The 25084-nt window shown below is 51.2% G+C and carries 21 protein-coding genes; 15 read left to right on the top strand and 6 right to left on the bottom strand.

Annotation, left to right across the window (positions count from 1 at the left end):
* Position 1: 1 nt before the first annotated feature.
* Both thrB and thrC read left to right on the top strand, forming a co-directional pair.
* A complete protein-coding gene (thrB, locus tag J1784_RS26200; RefSeq protein ID WP_217151605.1) occupies positions 2-931 on the top strand; it encodes a homoserine kinase in 930 nt (309 codons plus the stop codon).
* Between the two features lie 24 nt (positions 932-955).
* Positions 956-2245, top strand: coding sequence for a threonine synthase (gene thrC, locus J1784_RS26195; RefSeq protein WP_217151604.1), 1290 nt, complete (start codon positions 956-958; stop codon positions 2243-2245).
* A gap of 66 nt (positions 2246-2311) precedes the next feature.
* Here thrC and yaaA read toward each other — a convergent pair whose 3' ends face one another.
* Positions 2312-3085: a peroxide stress protein YaaA gene (gene yaaA, locus J1784_RS26190; protein WP_217151603.1), complete on the bottom strand. Its 774-nt coding sequence runs from the start codon at positions 3083-3085 to the stop codon at positions 2312-2314.
* Positions 3086-3197: 112 nt separating this feature from the next.
* A complete protein-coding gene (locus tag J1784_RS26185; protein ID WP_217151602.1) occupies positions 3198-4625 on the bottom strand; it encodes an alanine/glycine:cation symporter family protein in 1428 nt (475 codons plus the stop codon).
* A 275-nt stretch (positions 4626-4900) separates the two neighbouring features.
* Here J1784_RS26185 and tal point away from each other — a divergent pair, with 275 nt between their 5' ends.
* The 3 genes from tal (at position 4901) to J1784_RS26170 (ending at position 8030) form a co-directional block, all read left to right on the top strand.
* A complete protein-coding gene (gene tal / locus J1784_RS26180; RefSeq protein ID WP_217151601.1) occupies positions 4901-5854 on the top strand; it encodes a transaldolase in 954 nt (317 codons plus the stop codon).
* 124 nt (positions 5855-5978) lie between these two features.
* Entirely contained in the window at positions 5979-6566 is a 588-nt protein-coding gene (gene mog, locus J1784_RS26175; RefSeq protein WP_217151600.1) for a molybdopterin adenylyltransferase, read from the top strand.
* 141 nt (positions 6567-6707) lie between these two features.
* Positions 6708-8030 (top strand): MFS transporter, encoded by a 1323-nt coding sequence (locus tag J1784_RS26170; RefSeq protein WP_217151599.1) that lies wholly within the window; start codon positions 6708-6710, stop codon positions 8028-8030.
* A 60-nt stretch (positions 8031-8090) separates the two neighbouring features.
* On the opposite strand, the gene satP is transcribed toward J1784_RS26170, so the two are convergent.
* A complete protein-coding gene (satP, locus tag J1784_RS26165; RefSeq protein WP_217151598.1) occupies positions 8091-8690 on the bottom strand; it encodes an acetate uptake transporter in 600 nt (199 codons plus the stop codon).
* Positions 8691-9008: 318 nt separating this feature from the next.
* On the opposite strand from satP, the gene dnaK reads away from it, so the two are divergent.
* The 4 genes from dnaK (at position 9009) to nhaR (ending at position 14513) form a co-directional block, all read left to right on the top strand.
* Complete coding sequence (dnaK, locus tag J1784_RS26160; RefSeq protein WP_120132524.1) at positions 9009-10910, top strand: molecular chaperone DnaK; 1902 nt, start codon at positions 9009-9011, stop codon at positions 10908-10910.
* 99 nt (positions 10911-11009) lie between these two features.
* On the top strand, positions 11010-12143 hold the full coding sequence (gene dnaJ / locus J1784_RS26155) for a molecular chaperone DnaJ (RefSeq protein ID WP_217151597.1): 1134 nt from the start codon (positions 11010-11012) through the stop codon (positions 12141-12143).
* A gap of 240 nt (positions 12144-12383) precedes the next feature.
* Positions 12384-13559, top strand: a complete 1176-nt coding sequence (gene nhaA, locus J1784_RS26150) for a Na+/H+ antiporter NhaA (RefSeq protein WP_217151596.1) — start codon at positions 12384-12386, stop codon at positions 13557-13559.
* A gap of 66 nt (positions 13560-13625) precedes the next feature.
* On the top strand, positions 13626-14513 hold the full coding sequence (gene nhaR / locus J1784_RS26145; protein ID WP_217151595.1) for a transcriptional activator NhaR: 888 nt from the start codon (positions 13626-13628) through the stop codon (positions 14511-14513).
* Between the two features lie 83 nt (positions 14514-14596).
* Here the strand turns inward: nhaR and rpsT are convergent, their stop codons facing one another.
* The gene (gene rpsT, locus J1784_RS26140; protein WP_013577064.1) at positions 14597-14860 is read right to left on the bottom strand and encodes a 30S ribosomal protein S20; all 264 of its coding nucleotides are present in this window, start codon (positions 14858-14860) and stop codon (positions 14597-14599) included.
* Between the two features lie 439 nt (positions 14861-15299).
* Between rpsT and ribF the strand changes: the two genes are divergently transcribed.
* The 5 genes from ribF (at position 15300) to ispH (ending at position 21032) form a co-directional block, all read left to right on the top strand.
* The gene (gene ribF / locus J1784_RS26135; RefSeq protein ID WP_013577063.1) at positions 15300-16238 is read left to right on the top strand and encodes a bifunctional riboflavin kinase/FAD synthetase; all 939 of its coding nucleotides are present in this window, start codon (positions 15300-15302) and stop codon (positions 16236-16238) included.
* Positions 16239-16299: 61 nt separating this feature from the next.
* The gene (gene ileS, locus J1784_RS26130) at positions 16300-19116 is read left to right on the top strand and encodes an isoleucine--tRNA ligase (RefSeq protein WP_217151594.1); all 2817 of its coding nucleotides are present in this window, start codon (positions 16300-16302) and stop codon (positions 19114-19116) included.
* On the top strand, positions 19116-19622 hold the full coding sequence (gene lspA / locus J1784_RS26125; protein WP_217151593.1) for a signal peptidase II: 507 nt from the start codon (positions 19116-19118) through the stop codon (positions 19620-19622). Before ileS ends, lspA begins: the two co-directional genes overlap by 1 nt.
* 5 nt (positions 19623-19627) lie before the next feature.
* Positions 19628-20098, top strand: coding sequence for an FKBP-type peptidyl-prolyl cis-trans isomerase (gene fkpB, locus J1784_RS26120; protein ID WP_217151592.1), 471 nt, complete (start codon positions 19628-19630; stop codon positions 20096-20098).
* Complete coding sequence (gene ispH / locus J1784_RS26115) at positions 20079-21032, top strand: 4-hydroxy-3-methylbut-2-enyl diphosphate reductase (protein ID WP_120132515.1); 954 nt, start codon at positions 20079-20081, stop codon at positions 21030-21032. Before fkpB ends, ispH begins: the two co-directional genes overlap by 20 nt.
* A gap of 65 nt (positions 21033-21097) precedes the next feature.
* On the opposite strand, the gene J1784_RS26110 is transcribed toward ispH, so the two are convergent.
* Positions 21098-21973 carry an SMP-30/gluconolactonase/LRE family protein gene (locus J1784_RS26110; protein ID WP_217151591.1) on the bottom strand — a complete coding sequence of 292 codons (876 nt, stop codon included), beginning with the start codon at positions 21971-21973 and terminating at the stop codon, positions 21098-21100.
* Between the two features lie 160 nt (positions 21974-22133).
* Positions 22134-23279, bottom strand: coding sequence for a porin (locus J1784_RS26105; RefSeq protein WP_217151590.1), 1146 nt, complete (start codon positions 23277-23279; stop codon positions 22134-22136).
* Between the two features lie 686 nt (positions 23280-23965).
* Between J1784_RS26105 and dapB the strand changes: the two genes are divergently transcribed.
* The gene (gene dapB, locus J1784_RS26100) at positions 23966-24787 is read left to right on the top strand and encodes a 4-hydroxy-tetrahydrodipicolinate reductase (protein ID WP_217151589.1); all 822 of its coding nucleotides are present in this window, start codon (positions 23966-23968) and stop codon (positions 24785-24787) included.
* Positions 24788-25084: the final 297 nt, after the last annotated feature.

Below are 25084 nucleotides of genomic sequence, written 5' to 3'. Positions count from 1 at the left end.
TATGGTTAAGGTGTATGCCCCGGCTTCAATCGGGAACGTCAGCGTAGGTTTTGACGTTCTGGGCGCGGCCGTGTCTCCGGTTGATGGCACGCTGCTCGGTGACTGCGTTTCTGTTGAAGCGGCCTCAGAATTTAGCCTGAAAAACGAAGGCAAGTTTGTCTCCAAACTGCCTGACCGCATGGAGGACAATATCGTTTATCAGTGCTGGCAACGTTTCTGTCAGGAAATCGGCAAGGAAGTTCCGGTGGCGATGACGCTGGAAAAAAACATGCCGATCGGCTCGGGATTAGGTTCCAGCGCCTGTTCGGTGGTCGCTGGTCTGATGGCGATGAATGAATTTTGCGGTAAGCCGCTCAATGAAAACCAGATGCTGTTGCTGATGGGTGAGCTGGAAGGGCGTATTTCCGGCAGCGTGCATTTCGATAATGTTGCGCCATGCTATCTGGGCGGTATTCAGCTGATGCTGGAAGAACTCGATATCATCAGCCAGAACGTGCCGAGCTTTGACGACTGGCTGTGGGTGATGGCGTATCCGGGCATCAAAGTGTCGACGGCAGAAGCGCGCGCTATTTTGCCCGCGCAGTACCGCCGTCAGGATTGCATCAGTCACGGTCGCTATCTGGCGGGCTTTATTCATGCCTGCCACACGCAGCAACCCGCGCTGGCGGCAAAACTGATGAAAGATGTGATTGCTGAACCTTACCGTACACGTTTGCTGCCGGGCTTTGCCGAAGCGCGCAGCGCCGCAGAAGAAATCGGTGCGCTGGCTTGCGGGATTTCCGGTTCCGGCCCGACGCTGTTTACGGTTTGTAATGACAGCGCAACTGCGAAACGTATGGCTGACTGGTTGCAGACGCATTATCTGCAAAATGACGAAGGCTTTGTTCATATTTGTCGTCTTGATACCGCGGGCGCGCGGGTATTGGGATAACTCGATAATTTATTGGAATAACTAATGAAACTGTACAACCTGAAGGATCACAACGAGCAGGTCAGCTTTGCTCAGGCCGTCAAACAAGGTCTTGGAAAACAGCAGGGTTTATTCTTCCCGCTGGATCTCCCGGAATTTGAACTGACTGAAATCGACCGCTTGCTGGAACTGGATTTCGTCACCCGCAGCAGCCGTATTCTTTCTGCTTTCATCGGCGATGAAATCCCGGAAGAAGAATTACATCAGCGCATTAAAAATGCGTTTACCTTCCCGGCACCCGTTGCCAAAGTGGAAGACGACATTGCCTGTCTGGAACTGTTCCACGGTCCGACTTTGGCCTTTAAAGATTTCGGTGGCCGTTTCATGGCGCAGATCCTGACTCAGGTATCTGGCGACCAGCCGGTGACCATTTTGACGGCAACGTCCGGCGATACCGGTGCAGCAGTAGCGCACGCCTTCCACGGCCTGAAAAATGTTCGCGTTGTTATCCTGTATCCACGTGGCAAAATCAGCCCTTTGCAGGAAAAACTGTTCTGTACGCTGGGCGGTAACATTCACACTGTCGCTATCGACGGTGATTTTGATGCCTGTCAGGCGCTGGTCAAACAGGCGTTTGATGATGAAGAATTGAAACACGCGCTGAAGCTGAACTCGGCGAACTCCATCAATATCAGCCGTCTGCTGGCGCAGATTTGTTATTACTTTGAAGCGGTCGCTCAGCTGCCACAGGAAGCGCGCAATCAGCTGGTGATTTCCGTGCCAAGCGGCAACTTCGGGGATCTGACAGCCGGTCTGCTGGCGAAATCTCTCGGCCTGCCGGTGAAACGCTTTATTGCTGCGACCAATGCCAACGACACGGTGCCGCGTTTCCTGTCTAACGGGGAATGGGATCCGAAGAAAACCGTTGCGACGCTGTCGAACGCGATGGACGTCAGCCAGCCAAATAACTGGCCACGTGTGGAAGAACTGTATCGCCGTAAGACCTGGCAGCTGAAAGATCTGGGCTTTGGCGCGGTCAGCGATGACACCACCGAAGATGCGATGCGTGAGCTGGCGAATATCGGTTACATCTCTGAACCTCACGCGGCGATTGCTTACCGTGTGCTGCGTGACCAGCTGCAACCGGGCGAATTCGGCCTGTTCATCGGCACCGCGCATCCGGCGAAATTCAAGGAAAGTGTGGAAGCGATTTTGGATCAGGACATCGGTTTGCCAAAAGAACTGGCTGACCGCGCGGATCTGCCTTTGCTGTCGCACAACCTACCGGCTGATTTCAGTGAAATGCGTGCATTCCTGATGGCGCTGCCTGAATAAATACGCTGATTCAGGAATGCAAAAGCCCTCTTTGTGAGGGCTTTTTTATGTTACAGCTCAGTACAATCAGCGTTCAGGGCGGGTAAATACCAGCTCATTGCCCTGCGAACGTGATTCATCAAATTCGTAACCTTCCAGATTGAAATCCTGCAACTGTTTCGGCTTATCCAGACGTTCTTTGATGATGAAGCGGCTCATCAGGCCACGCGCTTTTTTGGCGTAGAAGCTGATGACTTTGTATTTGCCATTCTTCTCGTCGAGGAAAACTGGTTTGATGATTTCTCCATCCAGCAGTTTCGGTTTCACGGCTTTGAAGTATTCATCGGACGCCAGGTTGACCAGTACTTTGCTTTTTTGCTCGCTGAGTAACAGGTTCAGTTTTTCGGTCAGTAAATCGCCCCAGAAGGCATAAAGATTAGTGCCCTGTGGGTTTTCCAGACGGATCCCCATTTCCAGACGATAAGGCATCATCAAATCCAGCGGGCGCAGCAGACCGTATAAACCCGACAACATACGCAAATGTTTTTGGGCAAAATCGAAATCTTTCTCACTGAAATCTTCCGCCTGCAGGCCGGTATACACATCACCTTTAAAGGCCAGAAGCGCCTGACGGGCATTTTTCGGCGTGAAATCCGGCTGCCAGTCATTGAAACGTTCGGCATTCAGATGGGCCAGTTTATCGCTGATCCCCATCAGTGAAGATATCTGCGCCGGGGACATTTTACGCGCCACGGTGATCAACTGACTGGATTTATCCAGCAGCTCCGGTTGGGTATAGCGCGTTGTCGCAAGCGGGCTTTCGTAATCGAGCGTTTTAGCAGGTGAAATAATGGTCAGCATAATCTCGTCCGTTGGTCAGTGACGGTTCAAATTCAGAAATTTTCGTTGCCATACTGTAGCAAAAAAGTCACTGCGATGGGGGCATGACAGCAATAGGTAAAAACGGTGAAAATCAGCGCGGAGAAGACGTTTTATCCCACACGCCCGGCTCAAGCTGACCGCGTAATTCAGGATAGTGGTCCGGATTAAAGACCGGGATTTTCCCCATCCGCCGCTGCCGCTCGTAATCCTTAACCACTTTAATCGCGATGCCCGAAAGCAGCAGCAGGGCGGTGAGATTGAGTATGGCCATCAGCGCCATGAAGATATCGGCCAGCTTCCAGAGCGCCTGAAGTTCCATCAGGCAGCCGCCGAACACCATCGTAATCACCATCAGCCGGAAAATCAGCAGCTTTACCGGCGCGGCGCTATGGACAAAACTGAGATTGTTTTCGGCATAGACATAGTTGCCGGCGATTGAGGTGAACGCGAAAGAGAACACCAGTATTGCCAGAATAACTGCGGTCCAGCCGGGCATCGTCGGGTCGATGGCCAGACGAAGCAGGCTAATTCCCGTCGGAGCCCCGGGAATATCAAGTGCGCCGGACGTTAAAATAATCAGCGCTGTGGCCGTGCAAATTACCACCGTATCGATAAATACCGCCAGCATCTGGTTAAATCCTGATGCCGCCGGATGGCTGACTGCCGCCATTGCCGCCACATTTGGCGATGAACCGACCCCGGCTTCACTGGCGAACGCTCCACGCTGCATACCCTGCGTTATCGCCTGAGTCACACCATACGCCAGCGCGCCGGACGCGGCTTCCTGCAAGCCAAAAGCGCTTTTGAAAATCAGCGCGAAAACCTGTGGAAGTTTGTCGATATGGTGGCCAATGACCCACACGGCAAGCAGTAAATAAGCGAAGGCCATCAGGGGGATCATCCATTTGGACAGCCAGGTGACGGCGCGGATCCCACCGAAAATCAGCAACGCCACCAGTGCGGCTAAAATACAGGCGGTTGTCAGCGCCGGAACGTGCAGAAGATGGAATGAGGCCTGTGCAATAGAATTGGCCTGTAACGCGCTGAAAATAAAGCCGCAGGAAATCACCATCAGGAAGGAGAACAAAATCCCCATCCAGCGCATTCCCAGCCCTTTTTCCATGTAATCCGCAGGGCCACCGCGAAATTTGTTACGCGCACCGGTGCCTTTGTAAATCTGCGCCAGCGTGTTTTCTATCAGCGCGGTCGCCATGCTGAACACGGTAATAATCCACATCCAGAAAATGGCTCCCTGTCCGCCGAGCACAATGGCAATAGTCACGCCGGTAAGATTACCGGTACCGATGCGCGAGGCCAGGCTCAGGCAAAGTACGCGCCAGGGTGAAGTCCCGCGGGGATCGGTACTGCGTTTAAAAAGGGACGAAGAGAAGAGGTGGCCGAAGCGGCGAAACTGGATGAAACCAAGACGGAAAGTGAGATAAATACCGCTGCCAAACAGCAGGTAAATCAGGATCGTGCTCCAGAGAATTGTGTCGAAAAAGTCCAGCAAGTCATTCATGAATTGTCCTTGGTTGATTTACCCTTCATCGTTTTTATTAATTGGCTTAAGGGCAATGACCACTTTGGATGGCTAACATACCTTTTTTATCAAACTGGTGACATATGCAATTTGGCTGAATTTGTGTGTTTTGGAAGGTGAGAAATCCATAGATGTTCGTAGCCGAGCATGCCGCGAGAAGCGCCTTGCGCGTGGCTTTTTGCATGTTATCATCAGCCAAAGGCAAGGCATGAAAATGCCTATACGAAAACGTCCAAACGATGAGATATGCCAAAATGACCGATAAACTGACTTCCCTACGCCAAATGACTCAGGTTGTTGCTGACACCGGAGATATCGCGGCAATGAAGTTGTACCAGCCGCAGGATGCGACCACTAACCCGTCACTGATCCTCAGCGCTGCGCAAATTCCTGAATACCGTAAACTGATCGACGAAGCAATCGCCTGGGCACGTGACCAGAGCAGCGATCACGATCAACAGATCACTGATGCCGCTGACAAACTGGCAGTAAACATCGGTCTGGAAATTCTGAAACTGGTCCCTGGCCGCATTTCAACAGAAGTTGATGCCCGTCTGTCTTACGACACTGACGCGAGCGTGGCTAAAGCTAAACGTCTGATCAAACTGTATAACGATGCGGGTATCACCAACGACCGTATCCTGATCAAACTGGCTTCTACCTGGCAGGGTATCCGCGCTGCGGAAAAACTGGAAAAAGAAGGCATCAACTGTAACCTGACCCTTCTGTTCTCCTTCGCTCAGGCTCGTGCTTGTGCAGAAGCGGGCGTGTTCCTGATTTCTCCGTTCGTTGGCCGTATCCTCGACTGGTACAAAGCCAATGGCGACAAGAAAGAGTTCGCACCGAATGAAGATCCGGGCGTTGTGTCTGTGACCGAAATTTACGAATACTACAAACAACACGGCTACGAAACTGTCGTGATGGGCGCAAGCTTCCGTAACATCGGCGAAATCATCGAACTGGCTGGTTGTGATCGTCTGACCATCGCCCCTGCGCTGCTCAAAGAGCTGGCAGAAAGCGAAGGCCCGCTGGAGCGCAAACTGTCCTTCTCCGGCGAAACCAAACCACGTCCTGCGCCACTGACTGAATCTCAGTTCTATTGGGAACACAATCAGGATCCAATGGCTATCGACAAACTGGCTGACGGCATCCGTAAGTTTGCAATCGACCAGGGCAAACTGGAAAAAATGATTTCTGATCTGCTGTAATCAGCACTCAGTTTTCGACAAAAAGCGGCTAATCTGCCGCTTTTTTTGTGCCTGTGATAAAACCCCCGGCCCGTTACCGATATACTGAGACAAATTACGAAGAAAAATGCTGTGGAGAAATAGCATGAATACATTGCGAATTGGTCTGGTCTCGGTGTCGGATCGCGCGTCAAACGGTGTTTATCAGGATAAAGGCATTCCGGCGCTGGAAGCGTGGCTGGAAAAGGCGCTTATTACACCGTACAAACTGGAAACAAAACTGATCCCTGATGAGCAGCCGCTGATTGAACAGGCGCTCAGTGAACTGGTCGATGAAAGTGGCTGTCATCTGGTGCTGACCACCGGCGGAACTGGACCAGCACGTCGTGACGTCACCCCGGATGCTACGCTGGCCGTCGCCGATCGGGAAATGCCAGGCTTCGGTGAACAGATGCGCCAGATTAGCCTGCACTTTGTGCCGACGGCGATTTTATCGCGTCAGGTGGGGGTTATCCGCAAACAGGCGCTGATCCTCAATTTACCCGGCCAGCCAAAATCTATTCAGGAAACGCTGGAAGGCCTGAAAGATACCGACGGTAAGGTGATTGTTTCCGGTATTTTTGCCAGCGTGCCTTATTGTATCCAGCTCCTCGACGGACCTTACGTCGAAACACATGATGAAGTGGTAGCAGCTTTTCGTCCCAAAAGTGCCCGCCGCGATACAAAAAACTGAATCCCCCGCGATTTCAAAATTTAGAGAAGTTACGCGTCAGACACGCTGGTGTGAAAATTATTTGCCGTTATAGTAATAATTACTTTACAAGAGGTGGCAAAACCTTTTTTCATTTTCACTCTGGTGTCTGACGGTATCCCTATGCAACACGCACAATCACGCCGGTTGAACCGGCAGGACTTCAAAACGCTGTCCCTGGCTGCACTGGGTGGCGCCCTCGAATTCTACGACTTCATCATTTTCGTCTTTTTCGCTGCGGTGATTGGCGATCTCTTCTTCCCGGTCAACATGCCCGACTGGCTGCGTCAGGTGCAGACCTTTGGCATTTTCGCCGCCGGTTATCTGGCACGTCCCCTGGGCGGCATTATCATGGCGCATTTCGGCGATTTAGTTGGCCGTAAGCGCATGTTCAGCCTGAGTATTCTGCTGATGGCATTGCCGACGCTGGCGATGGGATTGTTACCGACTTACGCTTCGATTGGCATTGCTGCACCGCTGCTGTTATTGCTGATGCGTGTATTGCAGGGCGCGGCGATTGGCGGAGAAGTGCCAGGCGCGTGGGTGTTTGTGGCTGAACATGTGCCGCGCAGTCGCATTGGTTTCGCCTGCGGGACACTGACTGCAGGTTTAACGCTGGGGATCCTGCTTGGTTCTCTGGTGGCAACTTTACTGAACACCAGTATGACTCCGGCGACAATCAGTCAGTATGGCTGGCGTATTCCATTCTTTATTGGCGGAATTTTCGGTCTGATCGCCATGTACCTGCGCCGCTGGTTGCAGGAAACGCCGGTCTTTATCGAGATGAAAGCGCAAAAGGCGCTGGCGGAAGAATTGCCTCTTAAAGCCGTTATCGCCAATCACAAAAAAGAAATCGTGGTCTCGATGCTGATGACCTGGCTGCTTTCCGCCGGCATCGTGGTTGTTATTCTGATGACGCCGACCTGGTTGCAGAAACAGTTTGGCATTCCGGCGGCTGTGGCGTTGCAGGCAAATTGCCTGGCCACGGTGACGCTGATGTTGGGGTGTATTATCTCTGGCAGCATTGTGGATCGTCTGGGTGCCAGCAAAACCTTTATCTTCGGCAGTCTGTTTCTCGGCATTTGCACCTGGTCGTTCTATCACATGGTGGCGGCTGATGCGTCGGTGCTGATGGGTATGTACGCGCTGGCCGGGCTGAGCGTGGGCGTGGTGGGTGCGGTGCCGTATGTGATGGTGCGGGCTTTCCCGGCGGAAGTGCGTTTTACCGGCATTTCGTTTTCATACAATGTGGCTTACGCTATTTTTGGCGGCCTGACACCGGTATTTGTCACGCTGATTATGCGCCTGACGCCAATGGCTCCGGCTTATTATGTACTGGCACTTTCCACAATTGGATTGTTGACCGGTATTTATCTGAGCCGTGACCTGAACAGTGAAGCGGCGAAAGAAGCGAAATTTGCCGAAGGTGTGGCTTCCGGCCAGTAGGCGTATTTCAGACATAAAAAAGCCCTGCAATGCAGGGCTTTTTCGTCTCAGGCATGACAGTTATGCAACGACTGCATCAACCTGCGGAGCCTGTTTTTTCGGCTCGCCGACAGGCAAAACAGTACGGCCATACTGTTCGTTCAGCACTTCAGCCATCGCCAGATAAATCGCACTGGTGCCACAGAAGATCCCTTCAAAACCAGCAAAATGAAGTACAGCGGCATTGCCGGTCATATTTCCATAGCACAGCAGGGCGAACAAAATCGTCAGGCTGCCGAAAACAACCTGAAGGCCGCGGTTTGCTTTCAGTGTGCCAAAGAACATGAATAACGTGAAAACACCCCACAGACCAAGGTATGCGCCCAGGAAACTTTCGCTGCTGGCGTCAGCCATGCCCATGCGTGGCAGCATCAGAATGCCAACCAGGCTCAGCCAGAAGGCTCCGAAAGAAGTGAACGCGGTCGTGCCGAACGTGTTCCCTTTTTTAAATTCCATCATCCCGGCGAGGATCTGAATCAGGCCACCATAAAAAATGCCCATACTCACAATCACTGCGGTGAGCGGGAAAAAGCCTGCGTTGTGTAAATTCAATAAGATTGTGGTCATACCAAATCCCATCAGCCCGAGCGGGCCTGGATTTGCCAAGGGTTTGCTGTGCATAGATCCTCTGTATCGGAATTATTATTAATTGATAATCGGGGGAATAAACGCTTGGAAATGGGTAAAAAAACCACATATCTCTGGAAGCGCGCGGCATCATAAGGAGGGTTGCGTCAGCAAACATTGATCTGGCGTAACAGCAATTGAAGATTTTTTTTCACTTTGCCCCTTGATGCTGAGCAGCATGGCCCCATCTTATTCCCAACCGCAGTTGTTACCGTCGGGAAATCCGTTAAATGGGGCTGTTGAAATCGAAAAGATCGGCCACATATACAGTAGCAACCTGAACGAATATGAATTTAAGTGGAGACGTTTTAGATGGGTAAAATTATTGGGATCGACCTGGGCACCACCAACTCTTGTGTAGCTATCATGGATGGCACGACTGCTCGTGTACTGGAGAATGCTGAAGGCGACCGCACCACTCCTTCCATCATCGCTTATGCGGCAGATGGCGAGACTCTGGTAGGTTCTCCGGCTAAACGTCAGGCTGTGACTAACCCGCAGAACACCTTGTTTGCGATCAAGCGCCTGATTGGCCGTCGCTTCCAGGATGAAGAAGTTCAACGCGATAAAGGCATCATGCCTTACCAGATCGTAGGCGCTGACAATGGCGACGCCTGGATCGACATTAAAGGTCAGAAAATCGCACCTCCGCAGATCTCTGCTGAAGTGTTGAAGAAAATGAAGAAAACCGCTGAAGATTATCTGGGTGAACCGGTAACTGAAGCTGTTATCACCGTACCTGCATACTTCAACGATGCTCAGCGTCAGGCAACGAAAGACGCTGGCCGTATCGCAGGTCTGGAAGTCAAACGTATCATCAACGAACCTACCGCAGCGGCACTGGCTTACGGTCTGGATCGCGAAGTCGGTAACCGCACTATCGCGGTATACGACCTCGGTGGTGGTACTTTCGATATTTCAATCATCGAAATTGATGAAGTTGATGGCGAAAAAACTTTCGAAGTTCTGGCAACCAACGGTGATACACACCTCGGTGGTGAAGACTTCGACAGCCGTCTGATCAACTACCTGGTTGAAGAGTTTAAGAAAGAACAAGGTATGGATCTGCGTAACGATCCACTGGCGATGCAACGTCTGAAAGAAGCTGCTGAAAAAGCGAAGATTGAACTGTCTTCTGCTCAGCAAACAGACGTGAATCTGCCATACATTACTGCGGATGCAACCGGTCCTAAACACATGAACATCAAAGTGACCCGTGCAAAACTGGAATCTTTGGTTGAAGACCTGGTTAACCGTTGTATCGATCCGCTGAAAGTGGCTCTGAAAGACGCAGGTCTGTCAGTGTCTGATATTCAGGACGTGATCCTGGTCGGTGGTCAGACTCGTATGCCAATGGTTCAGAAGAAAGTGGCTGAATTCTTTGGTAAAGAACCACGTAAAGACGTGAACCCGGACGAAGCTGTGGCAATCGGTGCAGCAGTTCAGGGTGGTGTGTTGGCAGGTGACGTTAAAGACGTTCTGCTGCTGGACGTTACTCCGTTGTCTCTGGGTATCGAAACCATGGGCAGCGTGATGACTCCGCTTATCACTAAAAACACCACTATCCCGACTAAACACAGCCAGGTGTTCTCTACTGCGGAAGACAACCAGTCTGCAGTAACCATCCATGTGTTGCAGGGTGAACGTAAGCGTGCAAGTGATAACAAATCTCTGGGTCAGTTCAACCTGGATGGTATTCAGGCAGCGCCGCGCGGTCAGGCACAGATCGAAGTCACCTTCGACCTTGACGCCGATGGTATTCTGCATGTGTCTGCAAAAGACAAGATTACCAACCGCGAACAGAAGATCACCATCAAGGCATCTTCTGGTCTGAGCGAAGAAGAAATCCAGAAAATGGTCAACGATGCTGAAGCCAACGCTGAATCTGACCGTAAGTTTGAAGAGCTGGTTCAGACCCGCAACCAGGCGGACCACCTGATCCACGGTACCCGTAAGCAACTGGAAGAAGCCGGCGACAAACTGCCAGCTGAAGACAAAACCGCAGTAGAAGAAGCCCTGAAAGCACTGGAAGTTTCCGCTAAAGGTGAAGACAAGGCTGACATCGAAGCAAAAATCCAGGCGCTGGTACAGGTTTCCGGCAAACTGATGGAAATGGCTCAGCAGCAAGGTCAGGCAGAAGGCGGCGATAACAGCGCGCAGAAAGACGACGACGTTGTTGACGCTGAATTCGAAGAAGTTAAAGACAAAAAATAATCGCCCTTAAGCGGGCACAGTAAGAAGTTTTACTGATAACCAGCACGGGCGTCGAGGAAACTCTACGCCCGTGCACGCATGTTGAGGGTAGGTTAAAGCATGGCGAAGCAAGATTATTACGAGATTTTAGGCGTATCCAAAACAGCGGATGAGCGTGAAATCAAAAAGGCTTATAAGCGCCTGGCAATGAAACATCACCCTGACCGCAATCAGGGCGATAAAGATTCCGAAGCAAAATTTAAAGAAATTAAAGAAGCTTATGAAATTCTGACCGATGCGCAAAAGCGTGCGGCCTACGACCAGTACGGTCATGCGGCTTTTGAACAAGGTGGCATGGGCGGCGGTGGCGGTTACGGCGGCGGCGGTGCAGATTTCAGCGACATCTTTGGTGACGTCTTTGGCGACATCTTTGGCGGCGGTCGCCGTCAGCGTGCCAGCCGGGGTTCTGATCTGCGTTACAACATGGATCTGACTCTGGAAGAGGCCGTTCGTGGTGTCACCAAAGAAATCCGCATCCCGACACTGGATGAATGTGACGTCTGCCATGGCAGCGGCGCGAAAGCGGGTAGCTCACCGACCACCTGTCCGACCTGTCATGGTGCAGGCCAGGTTCAGATGCGTCAGGGCTTCTTCACTGTCCAGCAGGCGTGTCCGACATGTCAGGGGCGCGGTAAAGTCATTAAAGATCCGTGCAACAAATGTCACGGTCATGGTCGCGTAGAACGTTCTAAAACCCTGTCAGTGAAAATTCCTGCGGGTGTGGATACCGGCGACCGTATTCGTCTGGAAGGTGAAGGCGAAGCGGGTGAGCACGGAGCTCCGTCCGGTGATCTGTACGTTCAGGTTCAGGTCAAAGCGCACAAAATCTTTGAGCGTGAAGGCAATAACCTGTACTGCGAAGTGCCGATCAATTTTGCCATGGCTGCACTGGGTGGCGAAATTGAAGTGCCAACGCTGGATGGCCGCGTGAGTTTGAAGATCCCTGCCGAAACGCAAACGGGCAAGATGTTCCGTATGCGCGGACGCGGTGTGAAATCTGTCCGTGGTGGTGCTCAGGGTGACCTGATGTGCCGCGTGGTAGTGGAAACGCCGGTCAGCCTGAGCGAAAAGCAGAAGCAATTGCTGCGTGACCTGGAAGAAAGCTTTGGTGGCGTTTCAGGCGAGAAAAACAGCCCGCGTTCTAAAAGCTTCCTGGATGGCGTGAAAAAGTTCTTTGATGATCTGACCCGCTAATCTGTCGCTGAATTCAGCGGCGGAAAGCCAGATAAAATCCCCGGCAGCGGTTCACGCTCCGGGGATTTTTTTATGGTTTTTAAGACGCTCTGTGAAAAAACAGTGAAATTCAATAACTCGTAAAAACCGAGTTATACTCCAGAAATAATCGACTTTTTACGAAGTGATTCTGTGCGTACAATTCGTGCATTCATTGTGGCAATACCTTTCGCGCCACGGTTTTTCTACAGGAGAGTCAGAATGTCGAACATCATTCGTCAGTTTTTACGCTTAGAAGCCGCAGGCGGTATCGTACTGATCCTTGCCGCTATCGTGGCGCTTATTATGGCGAATACCCCATTGCAGGGGGCGTATCAGGCTTTTTTGGATATTCCGGTTACGCTACGTTTTTCTGAATTGCTGATCGACAAACCACTTTTGCTGTGGATTAACGATGGTCTGATGGCGGTGTTTTTCCTGATGATTGGTCTGGAAGTGAAGCGTGAGTTATGCGAAGGCGCGCTGGCGAATCGCGAACAGGCTTTGTTCCCGGCGATTGCCGCACTTGGTGGCATGATTGTTCCGGCGCTGATCTATTTGCTGTTTAACGGCGGTGACGAAATTGCGCGTCAGGGATGGGCCATTCCGGCAGCCACGGATATTGCTTTTGCGCTGGGCGTGATGGCGCTGCTGGGTTCACGCGTGCCGACCGGACTGAAAGTGTTCCTGCTGGCGCTGGCCATCATTGATGATTTGGGTGCAATCATTATCATCGCGTTGTTCTACAGCCACGATGTTTCAATGGTTGCACTGGGATTATCTGCGGCGTGTATCGCGGTATTGGCCTGGCTGAACTGGCGCGGTGTAACCAAACTGACACCTTATGTACTGATTGGCGCCGTGTTCTGGGTGTGCGTACTGAAATCCGGTATTCATGCCACGCTGGCGGGCGTGATCCTCGGATTCCTTATTCCGCTGAGAACCAAAGAAAATAAAAAGTCTCCGGCGCGCCGTCTCGAGCATGGAATTCATCCGTATGTGGCCTGGTTTATTCTGCCTGTTTTCGCTTTCGCCAATGCCGGTATCTCGTTGCATGGCGTGACAGCTGCCGGCGCGTTCTCAATGTTACCGATGGGTATCATGGCGGGGCTGCTGCTGGGTAAACCGTTAGGCATCATTCTTTTTGGCGGTCTGGCGCTGAAACTGGGTCTTACCCGCATGCCATCCGGCATTACGTTTAGCCAGATTGCAGCGGTGTCAGTGCTGTGCGGAATTGGTTTCACCATGTCCATTTTTATCGGTTCACTGGCATTTGCCTCACTGGATCCGGCGCTGCTGACTTACGCAAAAATGGGCATTCTGATGGGCTCCGTGGCTTCAGCTGTTGTAGGTTTCCTGATGCTGAGCCGCGCTTTGCCGAAAAAAGCGCATCATTAATACACATGCTGCGCGGGAAACCGCGCAGCATGATGCTGACTTCTTACTGCAGGAAAGGTTGAAACCATGCCTCATATTAACTACAACCATTTGTATTATTTCTGGCACGTGTGTAAATCAGGTTCTGTCGTGGGAGCAGCAGAAGCTTTGTATCTGACGCCGCAGACTATCACCGGTCAGATTAAATCGCTGGAAGAAAGACTCGGCGGCAAGCTTTTTAAGCGCCAGGGGCGTGGTCTGGTGCCTTCTGAACTGGGGCAACTGGTTTATCGTTATGCCGATAAGATGTTCACGCTCAGCCAGGAAATGCTGGATATTGTGAATTACCGCAAAGAATCGAGCCTGCTATTTGATGTTGGCGTGGCGGATGCGTTATCCAAACGGCTGGTCAGCCGGGTGCTGGAAGCCGCGGTGCCGGACAATGCGCAAATTCACCTGCGCTGCTTTGAATCGACCCATGAAATGCTGCTCGAGCAACTGAGTCTGCACAAGCTGGATATGATTTTGTCCGATTGCCCGGTGGATTCCACGCAGCAGGAAGGACTGTTTTCCGTCAAACTGGGCGAAAGCCCGATCAGCTTCTTTTGCTGCCAGCCGATGTCAGGTATGAGTTTTCCTGCTTGTCTCGAGCAACGGCCTTTGCTGATCCCTGGGCGTCGATCCATGCTGGGGCGCAAGCTGCTTAACTGGTTTAATACGCAGGGACTGAACGTCAATATTCTCGGTGAGTTTGATGATGCGGCGCTGATGAAAGCTTTCGGAATGAACAATAATGCGATTTTCGTCGCACCGGCTATCTATTCATCGACAGAATTTCAGGATGAAAAAATCGAAGAAGTCGGGCGTCTGGACGGGATAATGGAGGAGTACTACGTGATTTTTGCGGAGCGTATGATCCAGCATCCTTCGGTACAGCGAATTTGTCACACTGATTTTACGGCGCTCTTTGAGTAGCTTTTAGCTTTGATACTTAAATTTCAGATATAAAAAAACCGGCGTGAGCCGGTTTTTTTATCAAGCATTTCAGCGTAATGCGATTATTGCATTGCGTTGATTTGCGCAGTCAGATTTGACTTATGACGCGCTGCTTTGTTTTTGTGGATCAGGCCTTTGCAAGACTGACGGTCCACGATTGGTTGCATTTCGTTAAATGCGTTTTGTGCAGCAGCTTTGTCGCCTGCTGCAATAGCCGCGTATACCTTCTTGATAAAGGTACGCATCATAGAACGACGGCTCGCGTTGTGCTTACGGCGTTTTTCTGACTGTACGGCGCGTTTCTTAGCTGATTTGATATTAGCCAAGGCCAACTCCCAAATATTTTTCTATTGATGAACAATTCAAAGGCCGAGGAATATGCCTTTTCGGTCTTCTTTTGTCAACGGATTTGTGCAAATAAGCGGCGTTTTAAAGAGTGAACTTCGATCGTCGCTTGTTACGTTGTGATGGCGCAGGATTTTAACAGCTTCCGGCATCGGAATACAGTCTTTCGCGAGAAAAATCGACAGGAGAGTATACAAACTGCCCACTACGGCCATTAACGCTTTGTTTATGCGAAAAGTCACGCATTCCCTGTATGCCACGAAAGATTTTCATCGCCACGTCGCCATTTGAACCGCAATATCTGCCGTATGCAAGAGAGAATGGTGAGATCCTGCTAATCGCTGGTTAACCTTGGAGGCTGTACAAGGTATAATCCGCCGATTTCCATCTTTATGAGTCAGCATTGGATTTGAGCCAGCTATGGAGCTAATTCGCGGAATACACAATATTCGAGCACGTCATCATGGATGTGTGCTGACTATTGGCAATTTTGATGGTGTGCACCGTGGCCACCAGGCCCTGATTGAACAGCTTAAGCTGGAAGGTCAACGTCTGGGGTTACCGGTGATGGTAATGATTTTTGAGCCGCAGCCACTGGAGCTGTTTGCCGGTGATAAAGCACCTGCACGACTGACCAGCTTGCGCGACAAAGCCAAGTATCTGGCAGAGTGCGGCGTTGATTATCTTTTATGTGTGCGTTTCGAACCCCGGTTCGCCGCCCATATGGCGCAGGCCTTTATCTCGCAACTGCTGGTTGAGAAGCTGGGCGTTAAATTCCTGACTGTCGGGGATGACTTCCGTTTTGGTGCCAGCCGTCTGGGGGATTTTGAGCTATTGCAGAAAGCCGGTGAAGAATACGGCTTTGAAGTGATCAGCACGCAAACTTTCCGCGAAGGGGAGAACCGCATCAGCAGCACGGCTATCCGTAATGCGCTGCGGGATGATGATTTAGCCCTCGCCGAAAATTTACTGGGCCATCCGTTCAGTATCTCAGGGCGAGTGGTGCACGGCGATAAACTGGGACGCACCATTGGTTTCCCGACGGCGAACGTCCCGCTCAAGCGAGTCGTTTCTCCGGTACGCGGTGTTTACGCTGTGGAAGTCCTGGGCCTCGGGCCTGAACCTTTACCTGGCGTAGCGAATATCGGAATACGTCCGACCGTCGGTGGCGTGCGCAAGCAGTTGGAAGTGCACCTTCTCGACACCACATTAGATTTATACGGGCGCCATATTGATGTGGTGCTCCGCGCTAAATTGCGCAACGAACAGCGTTTCTCCTCGCTTGATGCTTTAAAGCAACAGATTGCGAACGATGAAGTGACGGCCCGGGAGTTCTTTGGGTTAAAGACACTGCGCTAAACATGTACTGACAGGCGTGTAACAAAGCCTGGAATCCAGCCGAAAACGGAACCGAGAATCTATGAGTGACTACAAGAACACCCTGAATTTGCCGGAAACAGGGTTCCCGATGCGTGGCGATCTGGCCAAGCGTGAACCTGACATGCTGAAAAATTGGTATGACCAGGATCTGTACGGGATTATTCGTGCTGCCAAGAAAGGCAAAAAAACCTTTATTTTGCATGACGGCCCTCCGTATGCGAACGGCAGCATTCATATTGGTCACTCAGTAAACAAAATTCTTAAAGACATGATCGTTAAGTCCAAAGGACTGGCGGGCTTTGATGCGCCGTATGTTCCGGGCTGGGACTGTCATGGTCTGCCAATCGAGCTGAAAGTCGAGCAACTGATCGGCAAGCCGGGCGAGAAAGTCACTGCGGCAGAATTCCGTGAAGCTTGCCGTAAATATGCAGCAGAGCAGGTTGAAGGTCAGAAGAAAGACTTCATCCGTCTGGGCGTATTGGGCGACTGGGATCATCCGTATCTGACCATGGACTTCAAAACTGAAGCCAACATCATTCGTGCGCTGGGTAAAATCATCGGTAACGGCCACTTGCACAAAGGGGCTAAGCCGGTTCACTGGTGTACAGATTGCGGTTCATCATTGGCAGAAGCCGAAGTTGAGTATTACGACAAAGCGTCTCCTTCTATTGATGTTGCGTTCAACGCGACTGACGCTGCCGCCGTGGCTGCGAAGTTTGGCGTATCTGCTTTCAATGGCCCGATCTCTCTGGTTATCTGGACCACCACACCGTGGACCATGCCTGCTAACCGCGCCATTTCACTCAATCCTGAGTTCTCTTATCAGCTGGTTCAGGTTGAAGGTCAGTGTCTGATCCTCGCAACCGATCTGGTTGAAAGCGTCATGAAACGTGCCGGTATCGCAGAATGGACCGTGCTGGGCGAGTGTAAAGGTGCGGACCTCGAGTTGCTGCGCTTCAAACACCCCTTCCTTGGTTTTGACGTTCCGGCGATCATGGGCGACCACGTAACGCTCGATGCCGGTACCGGTGCCGTGCATACCGCACCAGGCCACGGTCCTGATGACTTTGTTATCGGCCAGAAATACGGTCTGGAAGTGGCGAACCCGGTAGGGCCGAACGGCTGCTACCTGCCAGGCACTTACCCGACGCTGGATGGCAAATTCGTCTTTAAAGCCAACGACCTGATTGTTGAGCTGCTGCGCGAGAAAGGCGCATTGCTGCACGTTGAGAAAATCACGCACAGCTACCCGTGCTGTTGGCGTCACAAAACGCCGATCATCTTCCGCGCGACGCCACAATGGTTCATCAGCATGGATCAGAAAGGCCTGCGTCAGCAGTCTCTGGAAGAGATCAAAGGCGTGCAGTGGATCCCAGACTGGGGTCAGGCGCGTATCGAAAACATGGTCGCTAACCGCCCTGACTGGTGTATCTCCCGTCAGCGTACGTGGGGCGTCCCGATGTCTCTGTTCGTCCACAAAGACACCGAACAACTGCATCCGCGCAGCCTTGAGCTGATGGAAGAAGTCGCTAAGCGTGTTGAAGTGGATGGCATTCAGGCGTGGTGGGATCTGAATCCGGAAGACATCCTGGGTGCAGAAGCTGCTGATTACGTCAAAGTGCCGGATACGCTGGACGTGTGGTTTGACTCCGGTTCAACGCATTCTTCCGTTGTGGATGTGCGCCCTGAGTTCAACGGCCATTCGCCGGATTTGTATCTGGAAGGTTCTGACCAGCATCGCGGCTGGTTCATGTCTTCCCTGATGATTTCGACGGCAATGAAAGGCAAAGCGCCTTACAAACAAGTTCTGACTCACGGTTTCACCGTGGATGGTCAGGGCCGCAAAATGTCTAAATCCATCGGTAACACCATCGCGCCGCAAGACGTGATGAACAAGCTGGGTGGAGACATCCTGCGTCTGTGGGTGGCGTCTACGGATTACACCGGTGAAATCGCGGTGTCCGACGAAATCCTCAAACGTGCTGCTGATTCTTATCGCCGCATCCGTAATACCGCGCGCTTCCTGCTGGCGAACCTTAACGGTTTCGATCCGGCGCTGCACAGCGTGGCTCCGGAAGATATGGTCGTTCTGGATCGCTGGGCTGTGGGTCGTGCGAAAGCCGCACAGGAAGAAATCATTGCCGCCTATGAAGCCTATGACTTCCACGGTGTGGTTCAGCGCCTGATGCAGTTCTGTTCGATCGAAATGGGCTCCTTCTATCTGGATATCATTAAAGATCGCCAGTACACCGCGAAAAGCGACAGCGTCGCTCGCCGCAGCTGCCAGACTGCGCTGTACTACATCAGCGAAGCACTGGTTCGCTGGATGGCGCCAATCATGTCGTTCACCGCAGATGAAATCTGGGCTGAGCTGCCGGGCAGCCGTGAGAAATTCGTCTTTACCGAAGAATGGTATGACGGTTTGTTTGGTCTTGCAGGCAACGAATCCATGAACGATGCGTTCTGGGATGAACTGCTTAAAGTCCGTGGCGAAGTGAACAAAGTGATCGAACAGGCGCGTGCTGATAAACGTCTGGGCGGTTCTCTTGAAGCGGCGGTTACGCTTTTTGCTGATGATGCACTGGCAACTGACCTGCGTTCTCTGGGCAACGAACTGCGCTTCGTGCTGCTGACTTCAGGTGCGAAAGTTGCCGCTCTGTCTGAAGCGGATGATGCAGCTGTGCCAAGCGAATTGCTCAAAGGCCTGAAAATCGGTCTGGCGAAAGCGGAAGGCGACAAATGTCCGCGCTGCTGGCATTACACTACTGACGTCGGCCAGAACGCGGAACACAGCGAGATCTGCGGCCGTTGTGTCACTAACATCACCGGCGACGGCGAAGAGCGTAAGTTTGCATAATGAGTAAATCGATTTGTTCCACCGGACTCCGCTGGCTCTGGCTGGCGGTCGTGGTCATTATCGTGGATCTGGGCAGTAAGTTTCTCATTATGGGAAACTTCCAGCTCGGTGAATCCATGCCGTTGATCCCGTATTTAAATCTGTTCTACGCCCAGAACCACGGGGCTGCGTTCAGTTTCCTGGCAGATAAAGGCGGCTGGCAGCGCTGGTTCTTCGCGTTAATCGCACTGGTTATCGTCGTGGCGCTGGTCGTGCTGATGTACCGCGGCAACGCGAAGCAAAAGCTGAACAATATTGCCTTCGCCATGATTATTGGTGGCGCATTGGGCAACTTGTTTGACCGCCTGTATCACGGTTTCGTGGTCGACTTTATTGATTTCTATGTCGGTAGCTGGCACTTCGCGACCTTCAATCTGGCCGACAGTTTTATCTGCGTCGGTGCGGCAATGGTGGTGCTGGAAGGTTTCCTGGCTAAACCGAATGAAGCCACGAAGAGCAAAGGATAAGAATTATGTCTCAACAGGTGAAACACGACAGCGCCGTGCTGGTGCATTTTACGTTGAAGCTGGAAGACGGCTCGACGGCCGAATCGACCCGCGCCAATGGGAAACCTGCGCTGTTTCGCCTTGGCGACAGCAGCTTGTCTGACGCACTGGAGAATCAGCTGTTAGGGCTGAACGTCGGGGATAAACGTGCATTCACGTTAGCCCCTGAATCCGCATTCGGTACCAAAAGCCCGGATCTGGTTCAGTTCTTCTCCCGTCGTGAGTTTCAGGAAACAGGGGTGCCGGATGTCGGCACCATCATGTTGTTCAGCGGTCGCGATGGCAGCGAAATGCCGGGTGTAGTCCGTGAAGTGACAGAAGATTCAATCACTGTAGATTTCAACCATCCGCTGGCAGGGCAACATATCGATTTCGATATTGAAGTGCTGGAAATTGACCCGGAGCTTGAGGGGAAACATGCAGATATTGCTGGCTAATCCGCGAGGATTTTGTGCGGGCGTTGACCGCGCAATCAGTATTGTAGAACGTGCGCTGGAAATTTACGGCGCACCTATCTATGTTCGTCATGAAGTGGTGCACAACCGCTATGTGGTCGACAGTCTGCGTCAGCGCGGCGCTATTTTCATCGAGCAGATAAGCGAAGTGCCGGATGGCTCAATCCTGATTTTCTCCGCCCACGGTGTTTCTCAGGCTGTGCGCGCAGAAGCGAAAGCACGCGACCTGACCATGCTGTTTGATGCGACCTGTCCGCTGGTAACCAAAGTGCATATGGAAGTGGCGCGTGCCAGTCGTAAAGGCACCGAAGCCATTTTGATTGGTCATGCCGGACATCCGGAAGTGGAAGGTACTATGGGCCAGTACAGCAACCCGAACGGGGGAATGTATCTGGTTGAAGCGCCCGAAGATGTGTATAAATTGCAGGTGAAAGATGAAAATAACCTGTGCTTTATGACGCAAACCACATTGTCGGTTGACGATACTTCAGCGGTCATTGATGCATTGCGCCAACGCTTTCCGAAAATCATCGGGCCGCGCAAAGATGACATCTGTTACGCCACAACCAACCGTCAGGAAGCCGTGCGCACGCTGGCGGATGGCGCTGACGTTGTGCTGGTGGTCGGCTCGAAGAATTCGTCGAATTCTAACCGTCTGGCGGAACTTGCTCAGCGTGTCGGTGTGCCTTCTTATCTCATCGACTCGGCGGCAGATATTCAGGAAAGCTGGCTGAAAGATGCGAAAAGCATTGGCGTAACGGCAGGCGCATCCGCACCCGATATTCTGGTGCAGGACGTGATCAGCAAGCTGAAAACGTTCGGTGGGCTTGATGTTATCAATATCGAAGGACGCGAAGAAAATATCGTGTTCGAAGTGCCGAAAGAGCTGCGCGTTGATGTAAAACAGATCGACTGATCCCTGGCTTTAAATGAAAACCGGCACAATGTGGCCGGTTTTTTTATGGCTGAAGTCAGGCGGAATTAATGTTTTTCGAGTTTAAACAAATTCTGCGGTGCGCCGACGGTGGTGGTTTCCACATGTAGCAAAGCGCCCTCCAGCGCATGCGGTGCGTCGAGATTTTTGCGGGCTGATGTGATAAACAGCTCTGTCATATCCGGACCACCAAACGTGCAGCAACTCGGCTGTGTGACCGGCACCGGTTGTGTATCCAGCTTCAGTAATTCGCCCTGATTAATCTGTTGGCGCAGCAAACATTTTGAACCCCAGCAGGCAGTGATCAGCCAGCCATTCTGTGTCAGTGCTGAGCCGTCCGGAATTTTATCGCCCGAAGAAAAACAGGATATTTTCAGCGGATTGATCCGGCGAGCGTTGGCGGAAAAGAAGCGTTTTTTCTTACTGTCGGCGAACCAGACCTTGCCTTCATACCAGACCAGCGTGTTGGTACAACCGACACCATCGAGCATCATTTCAGGTTTTTCATCGCCCGTTTCATAGCGGAACCATTCGCCATTGTCCTTCTCTTCTTTTATATCGAGCGTGCCAAACCACAGCGAACCGTCGGGTGCGACAGCGGCTTCATTAGGACGCGTACCTTCTGCTCCAGGGTAATCGCAAAGCTTCTGGCGGGATTTCTGTTCGTAATCGTAGAGATGGATCCCATCGACGGAAACCAGCAAAAACTGATTTCTCTTTTCAGTCAGCAATACGGCGCTGGTGATGGCGGGAAGTTCATGAATTTCGGTTTGCCCGGTATCAGGCCAGTAGCGCAGAACGCGCTGAGCCAGAATATCGACCCAAAGCAAAGATTGTGTGCGCTGGCACCAGACGGGAGTTTCACCCAATTCGGCTCGATAGTCGCCAATGGCAGTTACGTCGGACCGGAAAAATGCTGACATCGCAAAGCTCTCCTGCAGGTTACAAAGTGAATATAGCGACAGCTGTCTCTATGAGTCTAGTCTGGCTTTGCGTTCGCGGGATAGATGAAATGATGTAAAAAAAAAGGGCCAACCCGTCAATAAGACGTAAAGCCGGCCCTTAAACTTCAGTCGTTAAGGCTTAGAAGTCGTAACGCAGACGGATCAGGTTCATATCACCGAGGTTATCGGTAGAGGATGTGAACACGTGTTCGTAATCAACACGGAAGCCGTAGTCGAGCTGGAAAGACACACCCAGACCATTATCAATACGCTGGTAATTACGGCCAGTCACATAGGTCAGACGGTCACCCATGAAGTATGGCTGGATGGTTTTGACGGCCAGCTGATTGATTGGGAAGGCGTAGCCCAGGAAGTATTCCAGACCGTATGCATCACCTGCGAAGAACTGGTCTTCATTTTTCAGGCCAGTGGTCAGGAAGTCATGGTAGTAACCGCCACCGAAGGATGCTGTCCAGTTGCCTGGTTTCCAGCTCAGTGCGGTACCGATAATGCTCTGGTTGTAGTCTTTAGACGTGTTGTCGCCCGGATTTCTCATTTCTGCGTCGGTGTAGTTGTACGCAGTACCCCATGTCAGATCTTTGGTGATGTGGTAATCCACACCGACGGAACCGCCGCCGTTACGTTTGTAACGCAGGCCATTTTTGCCGGTAAGCAGTTCGCTGTCTTCGAACAGGTAGGATGCATAAACGTCCGCGTCACCGAAGGTGTTTTTATATTTCAGCATTTTACGGGAACGGTATGAACCATCGTAATCGCCGTTAACACCATTACCCGGTGCCTGGGCGAGCATATCGTAGTCCCAGATATCGGTTTTCGCACCGACCACATCATAGTAAACGCTGTTTTGCTGACCGAAGGTCAGCTGACCGTAGGTTTTGCTTTTCAGACCGGTGTAAAGCATACGACGGCTGGTATTATGCGCGCCATCTGCGTGGTGATTATCCCAGCCGGTCAGGGCAGGAATGTTCACGCCCAGCTCGTAGTAGTTAATCCAGCTGATGTCATCAAACAGATAATAATCAGCAGAAAAACGGAAACGTGTGCCGCCATCAAAACCGTTGGTTTTGTAGTTTTTCACGCCGTTCTGGAACTGGAATTGTGGACGAATACTGCCGCCAACCTGGAAATTCAGGCGGCTGAGCGGATCGTTAGGCTGGGGATCTTGTTTGATCAGTGTGATTTCTGCGTGTGAAGCAAAAGAAGCTAAGCCGAATAACAGGCCAGCAGTGGTCGCTTGCGCGACTTTGTTTAGTTTGAATTTCATCTTAAGTCCCTGTGCCAACATGCTGATACAAAAAATCAGCAATAATATTGGCCCTGTATTTTTATTTTTCCCCTCACTGATGACTGTCTGGTGAGGGTGAAGACGCGCCTTATGAAGCCAGGCTGCCTATTTCGACTGCGTTCAAATCAAATTTCGGCAGTTAAAATTAGGTTGCTATTTATTACCATAATCATTGGTTTTATCAATGTTATTTATCAACATATAATAAAAAATTAATGTTTTAGATCTAAGAAAAGCCGTGATTGGTGTTTTATTTGCCATTCCAGGAGCAGGAATCAACACTTGCAGATATCGCCGTCATCTTCGCTTTTATCCTGAATAACATATTGTCAGACGGTGCCATCAAGGACGGTGGTAAAATCAGGAATACGGGTAATAAGGTGACTGAGGTGTTTGAATCGTAAAGTTTATGCACGATATTGCATGATTATGCGAATGGGGCGTTTACGGGCTTTGCAGTGGATTTAGCCAGACAAGTTCCAGTTCAGCCTGCGGGTTAACACAAAATTCTACGTTTAGTAACCTGAAACCAGATGGCTTTTACTGATATTAACCGGCCTGTATCATAATTTTCTAATTATGAAGCAATTTCGCTGGCTCCCTCATGGCGGGGCCGATAACCTGATTCTGTTTTACGGCAGAACCCCTATAAGAAGAGAGTAATTATGAGTAACGCAGATATTCGCATGGCCATTGTTGGCGCTGGAGGCCGTATGGGCCGCCAGCTGATTCAGGCTGTGTCTGATACCGATGGCGTGGTGTTAGGCGCAGCGCTGGAACGTCCCGGCTCTTCCTTAGTCGGTGCCGATGCAGGCGAACTGGCCGGTGTGGGTAATGCGGGCATTAAAGTGCATGACAACCTGGATGCTGTGGTGAATGACTTCGATATCCTTATCGACTTCACCCGTCCGGAAGGCACCCTGAACCACCTTGAATTCTGCCAGAAACACCATAAAGGTATGATTATCGGGACTACAGGCTTTGATGATGCCGGTAAGGCTGCAATTAAGCAGGCTTCAGAGGTTATTCCGGTGGTTTTTGCGGCCAACTTCAGCGTGGGCGTGAATGTTGTCCTCAAGCTGTTGGAAAAAGCGGCCAAAGTCATGGGCGATTATACCGATATTGAAATCGTGGAAGCGCACCACCGTCATAAAGTTGATGCACCATCAGGTACAGCACTGGCGATGGGGGAAGCGATTGCGGGTGCATTAGGACGTGATCTTAAAGATTGCGCGGTGTATGCCCGTGAAGGTCATACCGGTGAGCGTGATCCACAAAGTATTGGTTTTGCCACTATTCGTGCTGGCGATATCGTCGGTGAACATACCGCGATGTTTGCGGATATCGGTGAGCGTGTAGAGATTACCCACAAGGCTTCCAGCCGCATGACATTCGCTAATGGTGCTGTTCGTGCCGGTAAATGGATTTCTTCGCATAAAACCGGTCTTTATGATATGCGGGATGTGCTTGGATTAGATGATTTGTAATAAATGATTTAGATGTGATGTGGTTGTTTTGGTCATAATCTTTTGATAAAAGGGCAGTTCCTTGATTGCCCTTCTCTTTTTAATTGAAAAATAGCGCATTGGAGTAGTTTTCATTAACTGATGGTTTTTTTGTGATGTTTTCTCGAAGTTTTCATGACTGGTTGTTCGTTTTTTGGACATGGCAACTCTTTCGTTCTGCAATAATCCCGCTTTCCTCGTCATTTTTCAGACATCCTCCCCCGCAAACGGTTACTATGCTCACTTAGGCGCTATTTTTATGGCAGTCATATAGCCTTT

Source organism: Rahnella ecdela (genome assembly GCF_019049625.1).
GTDB lineage: Bacteria > Pseudomonadota > Gammaproteobacteria > Enterobacterales > Enterobacteriaceae > Rahnella > Rahnella ecdela.
This window is presented reverse-complemented; position numbering and strand designations above follow the sequence as displayed.

Bases quoted from the DNA above. Each gene is read 5' to 3' on its own strand.
- J1784_RS26105 (WP_217151590.1), bottom strand. From the start codon at position 23,279: ATGAAATTCAAACTAAACAAAGTCGCGCAAGCGACCACTGCTGGCCTG.
- ispH (WP_120132515.1), top strand. From the start codon at position 20,079: ATGCAGATATTGCTGGCTAATCCGCGAGGATTTTGTGCGGGCGTTGAC.
- lspA (WP_217151593.1), top strand. From the start codon at position 19,116: ATGAGTAAATCGATTTGTTCCACCGGACTCCGCTGGCTCTGGCTGGCG.
- J1784_RS26185 (WP_217151602.1), bottom strand. From the start codon at position 4,625: ATGAATGACTTGCTGGACTTTTTCGACACAATTCTCTGGAGCACGATC.
- yaaA (WP_217151603.1), bottom strand. From the start codon at position 3,085: ATGCTGACCATTATTTCACCTGCTAAAACGCTCGATTACGAAAGCCCG.
- mog (WP_217151600.1), top strand. From the start codon at position 5,979: ATGAATACATTGCGAATTGGTCTGGTCTCGGTGTCGGATCGCGCGTCA.
- J1784_RS26110 (WP_217151591.1), bottom strand. From the start codon at position 21,973: ATGTCAGCATTTTTCCGGTCCGACGTAACTGCCATTGGCGACTATCGA.
- dnaK (WP_120132524.1), top strand. From the start codon at position 9,009: ATGGGTAAAATTATTGGGATCGACCTGGGCACCACCAACTCTTGTGTA.
- satP (WP_217151598.1), bottom strand. From the start codon at position 8,690: ATGCACAGCAAACCCTTGGCAAATCCAGGCCCGCTCGGGCTGATGGGA.
- dapB (WP_217151589.1), top strand. From the start codon at position 23,966: ATGAGTAACGCAGATATTCGCATGGCCATTGTTGGCGCTGGAGGCCGT.
- J1784_RS26170 (WP_217151599.1), top strand. From the start codon at position 6,708: ATGCAACACGCACAATCACGCCGGTTGAACCGGCAGGACTTCAAAACG.
- thrC (WP_217151604.1), top strand. From the start codon at position 956: ATGAAACTGTACAACCTGAAGGATCACAACGAGCAGGTCAGCTTTGCT.
- nhaR (WP_217151595.1), top strand. From the start codon at position 13,626: ATGCCTCATATTAACTACAACCATTTGTATTATTTCTGGCACGTGTGT.
- fkpB (WP_217151592.1), top strand. From the start codon at position 19,628: ATGTCTCAACAGGTGAAACACGACAGCGCCGTGCTGGTGCATTTTACG.
- nhaA (WP_217151596.1), top strand. From the start codon at position 12,384: ATGTCGAACATCATTCGTCAGTTTTTACGCTTAGAAGCCGCAGGCGGT.
- dnaJ (WP_217151597.1), top strand. From the start codon at position 11,010: ATGGCGAAGCAAGATTATTACGAGATTTTAGGCGTATCCAAAACAGCG.
- thrB (WP_217151605.1), top strand. From the start codon at position 2: ATGGTTAAGGTGTATGCCCCGGCTTCAATCGGGAACGTCAGCGTAGGT.
- ileS (WP_217151594.1), top strand. From the start codon at position 16,300: ATGAGTGACTACAAGAACACCCTGAATTTGCCGGAAACAGGGTTCCCG.
- ribF (WP_013577063.1), top strand. From the start codon at position 15,300: ATGGAGCTAATTCGCGGAATACACAATATTCGAGCACGTCATCATGGA.
- tal (WP_217151601.1), top strand. From the start codon at position 4,901: ATGACCGATAAACTGACTTCCCTACGCCAAATGACTCAGGTTGTTGCT.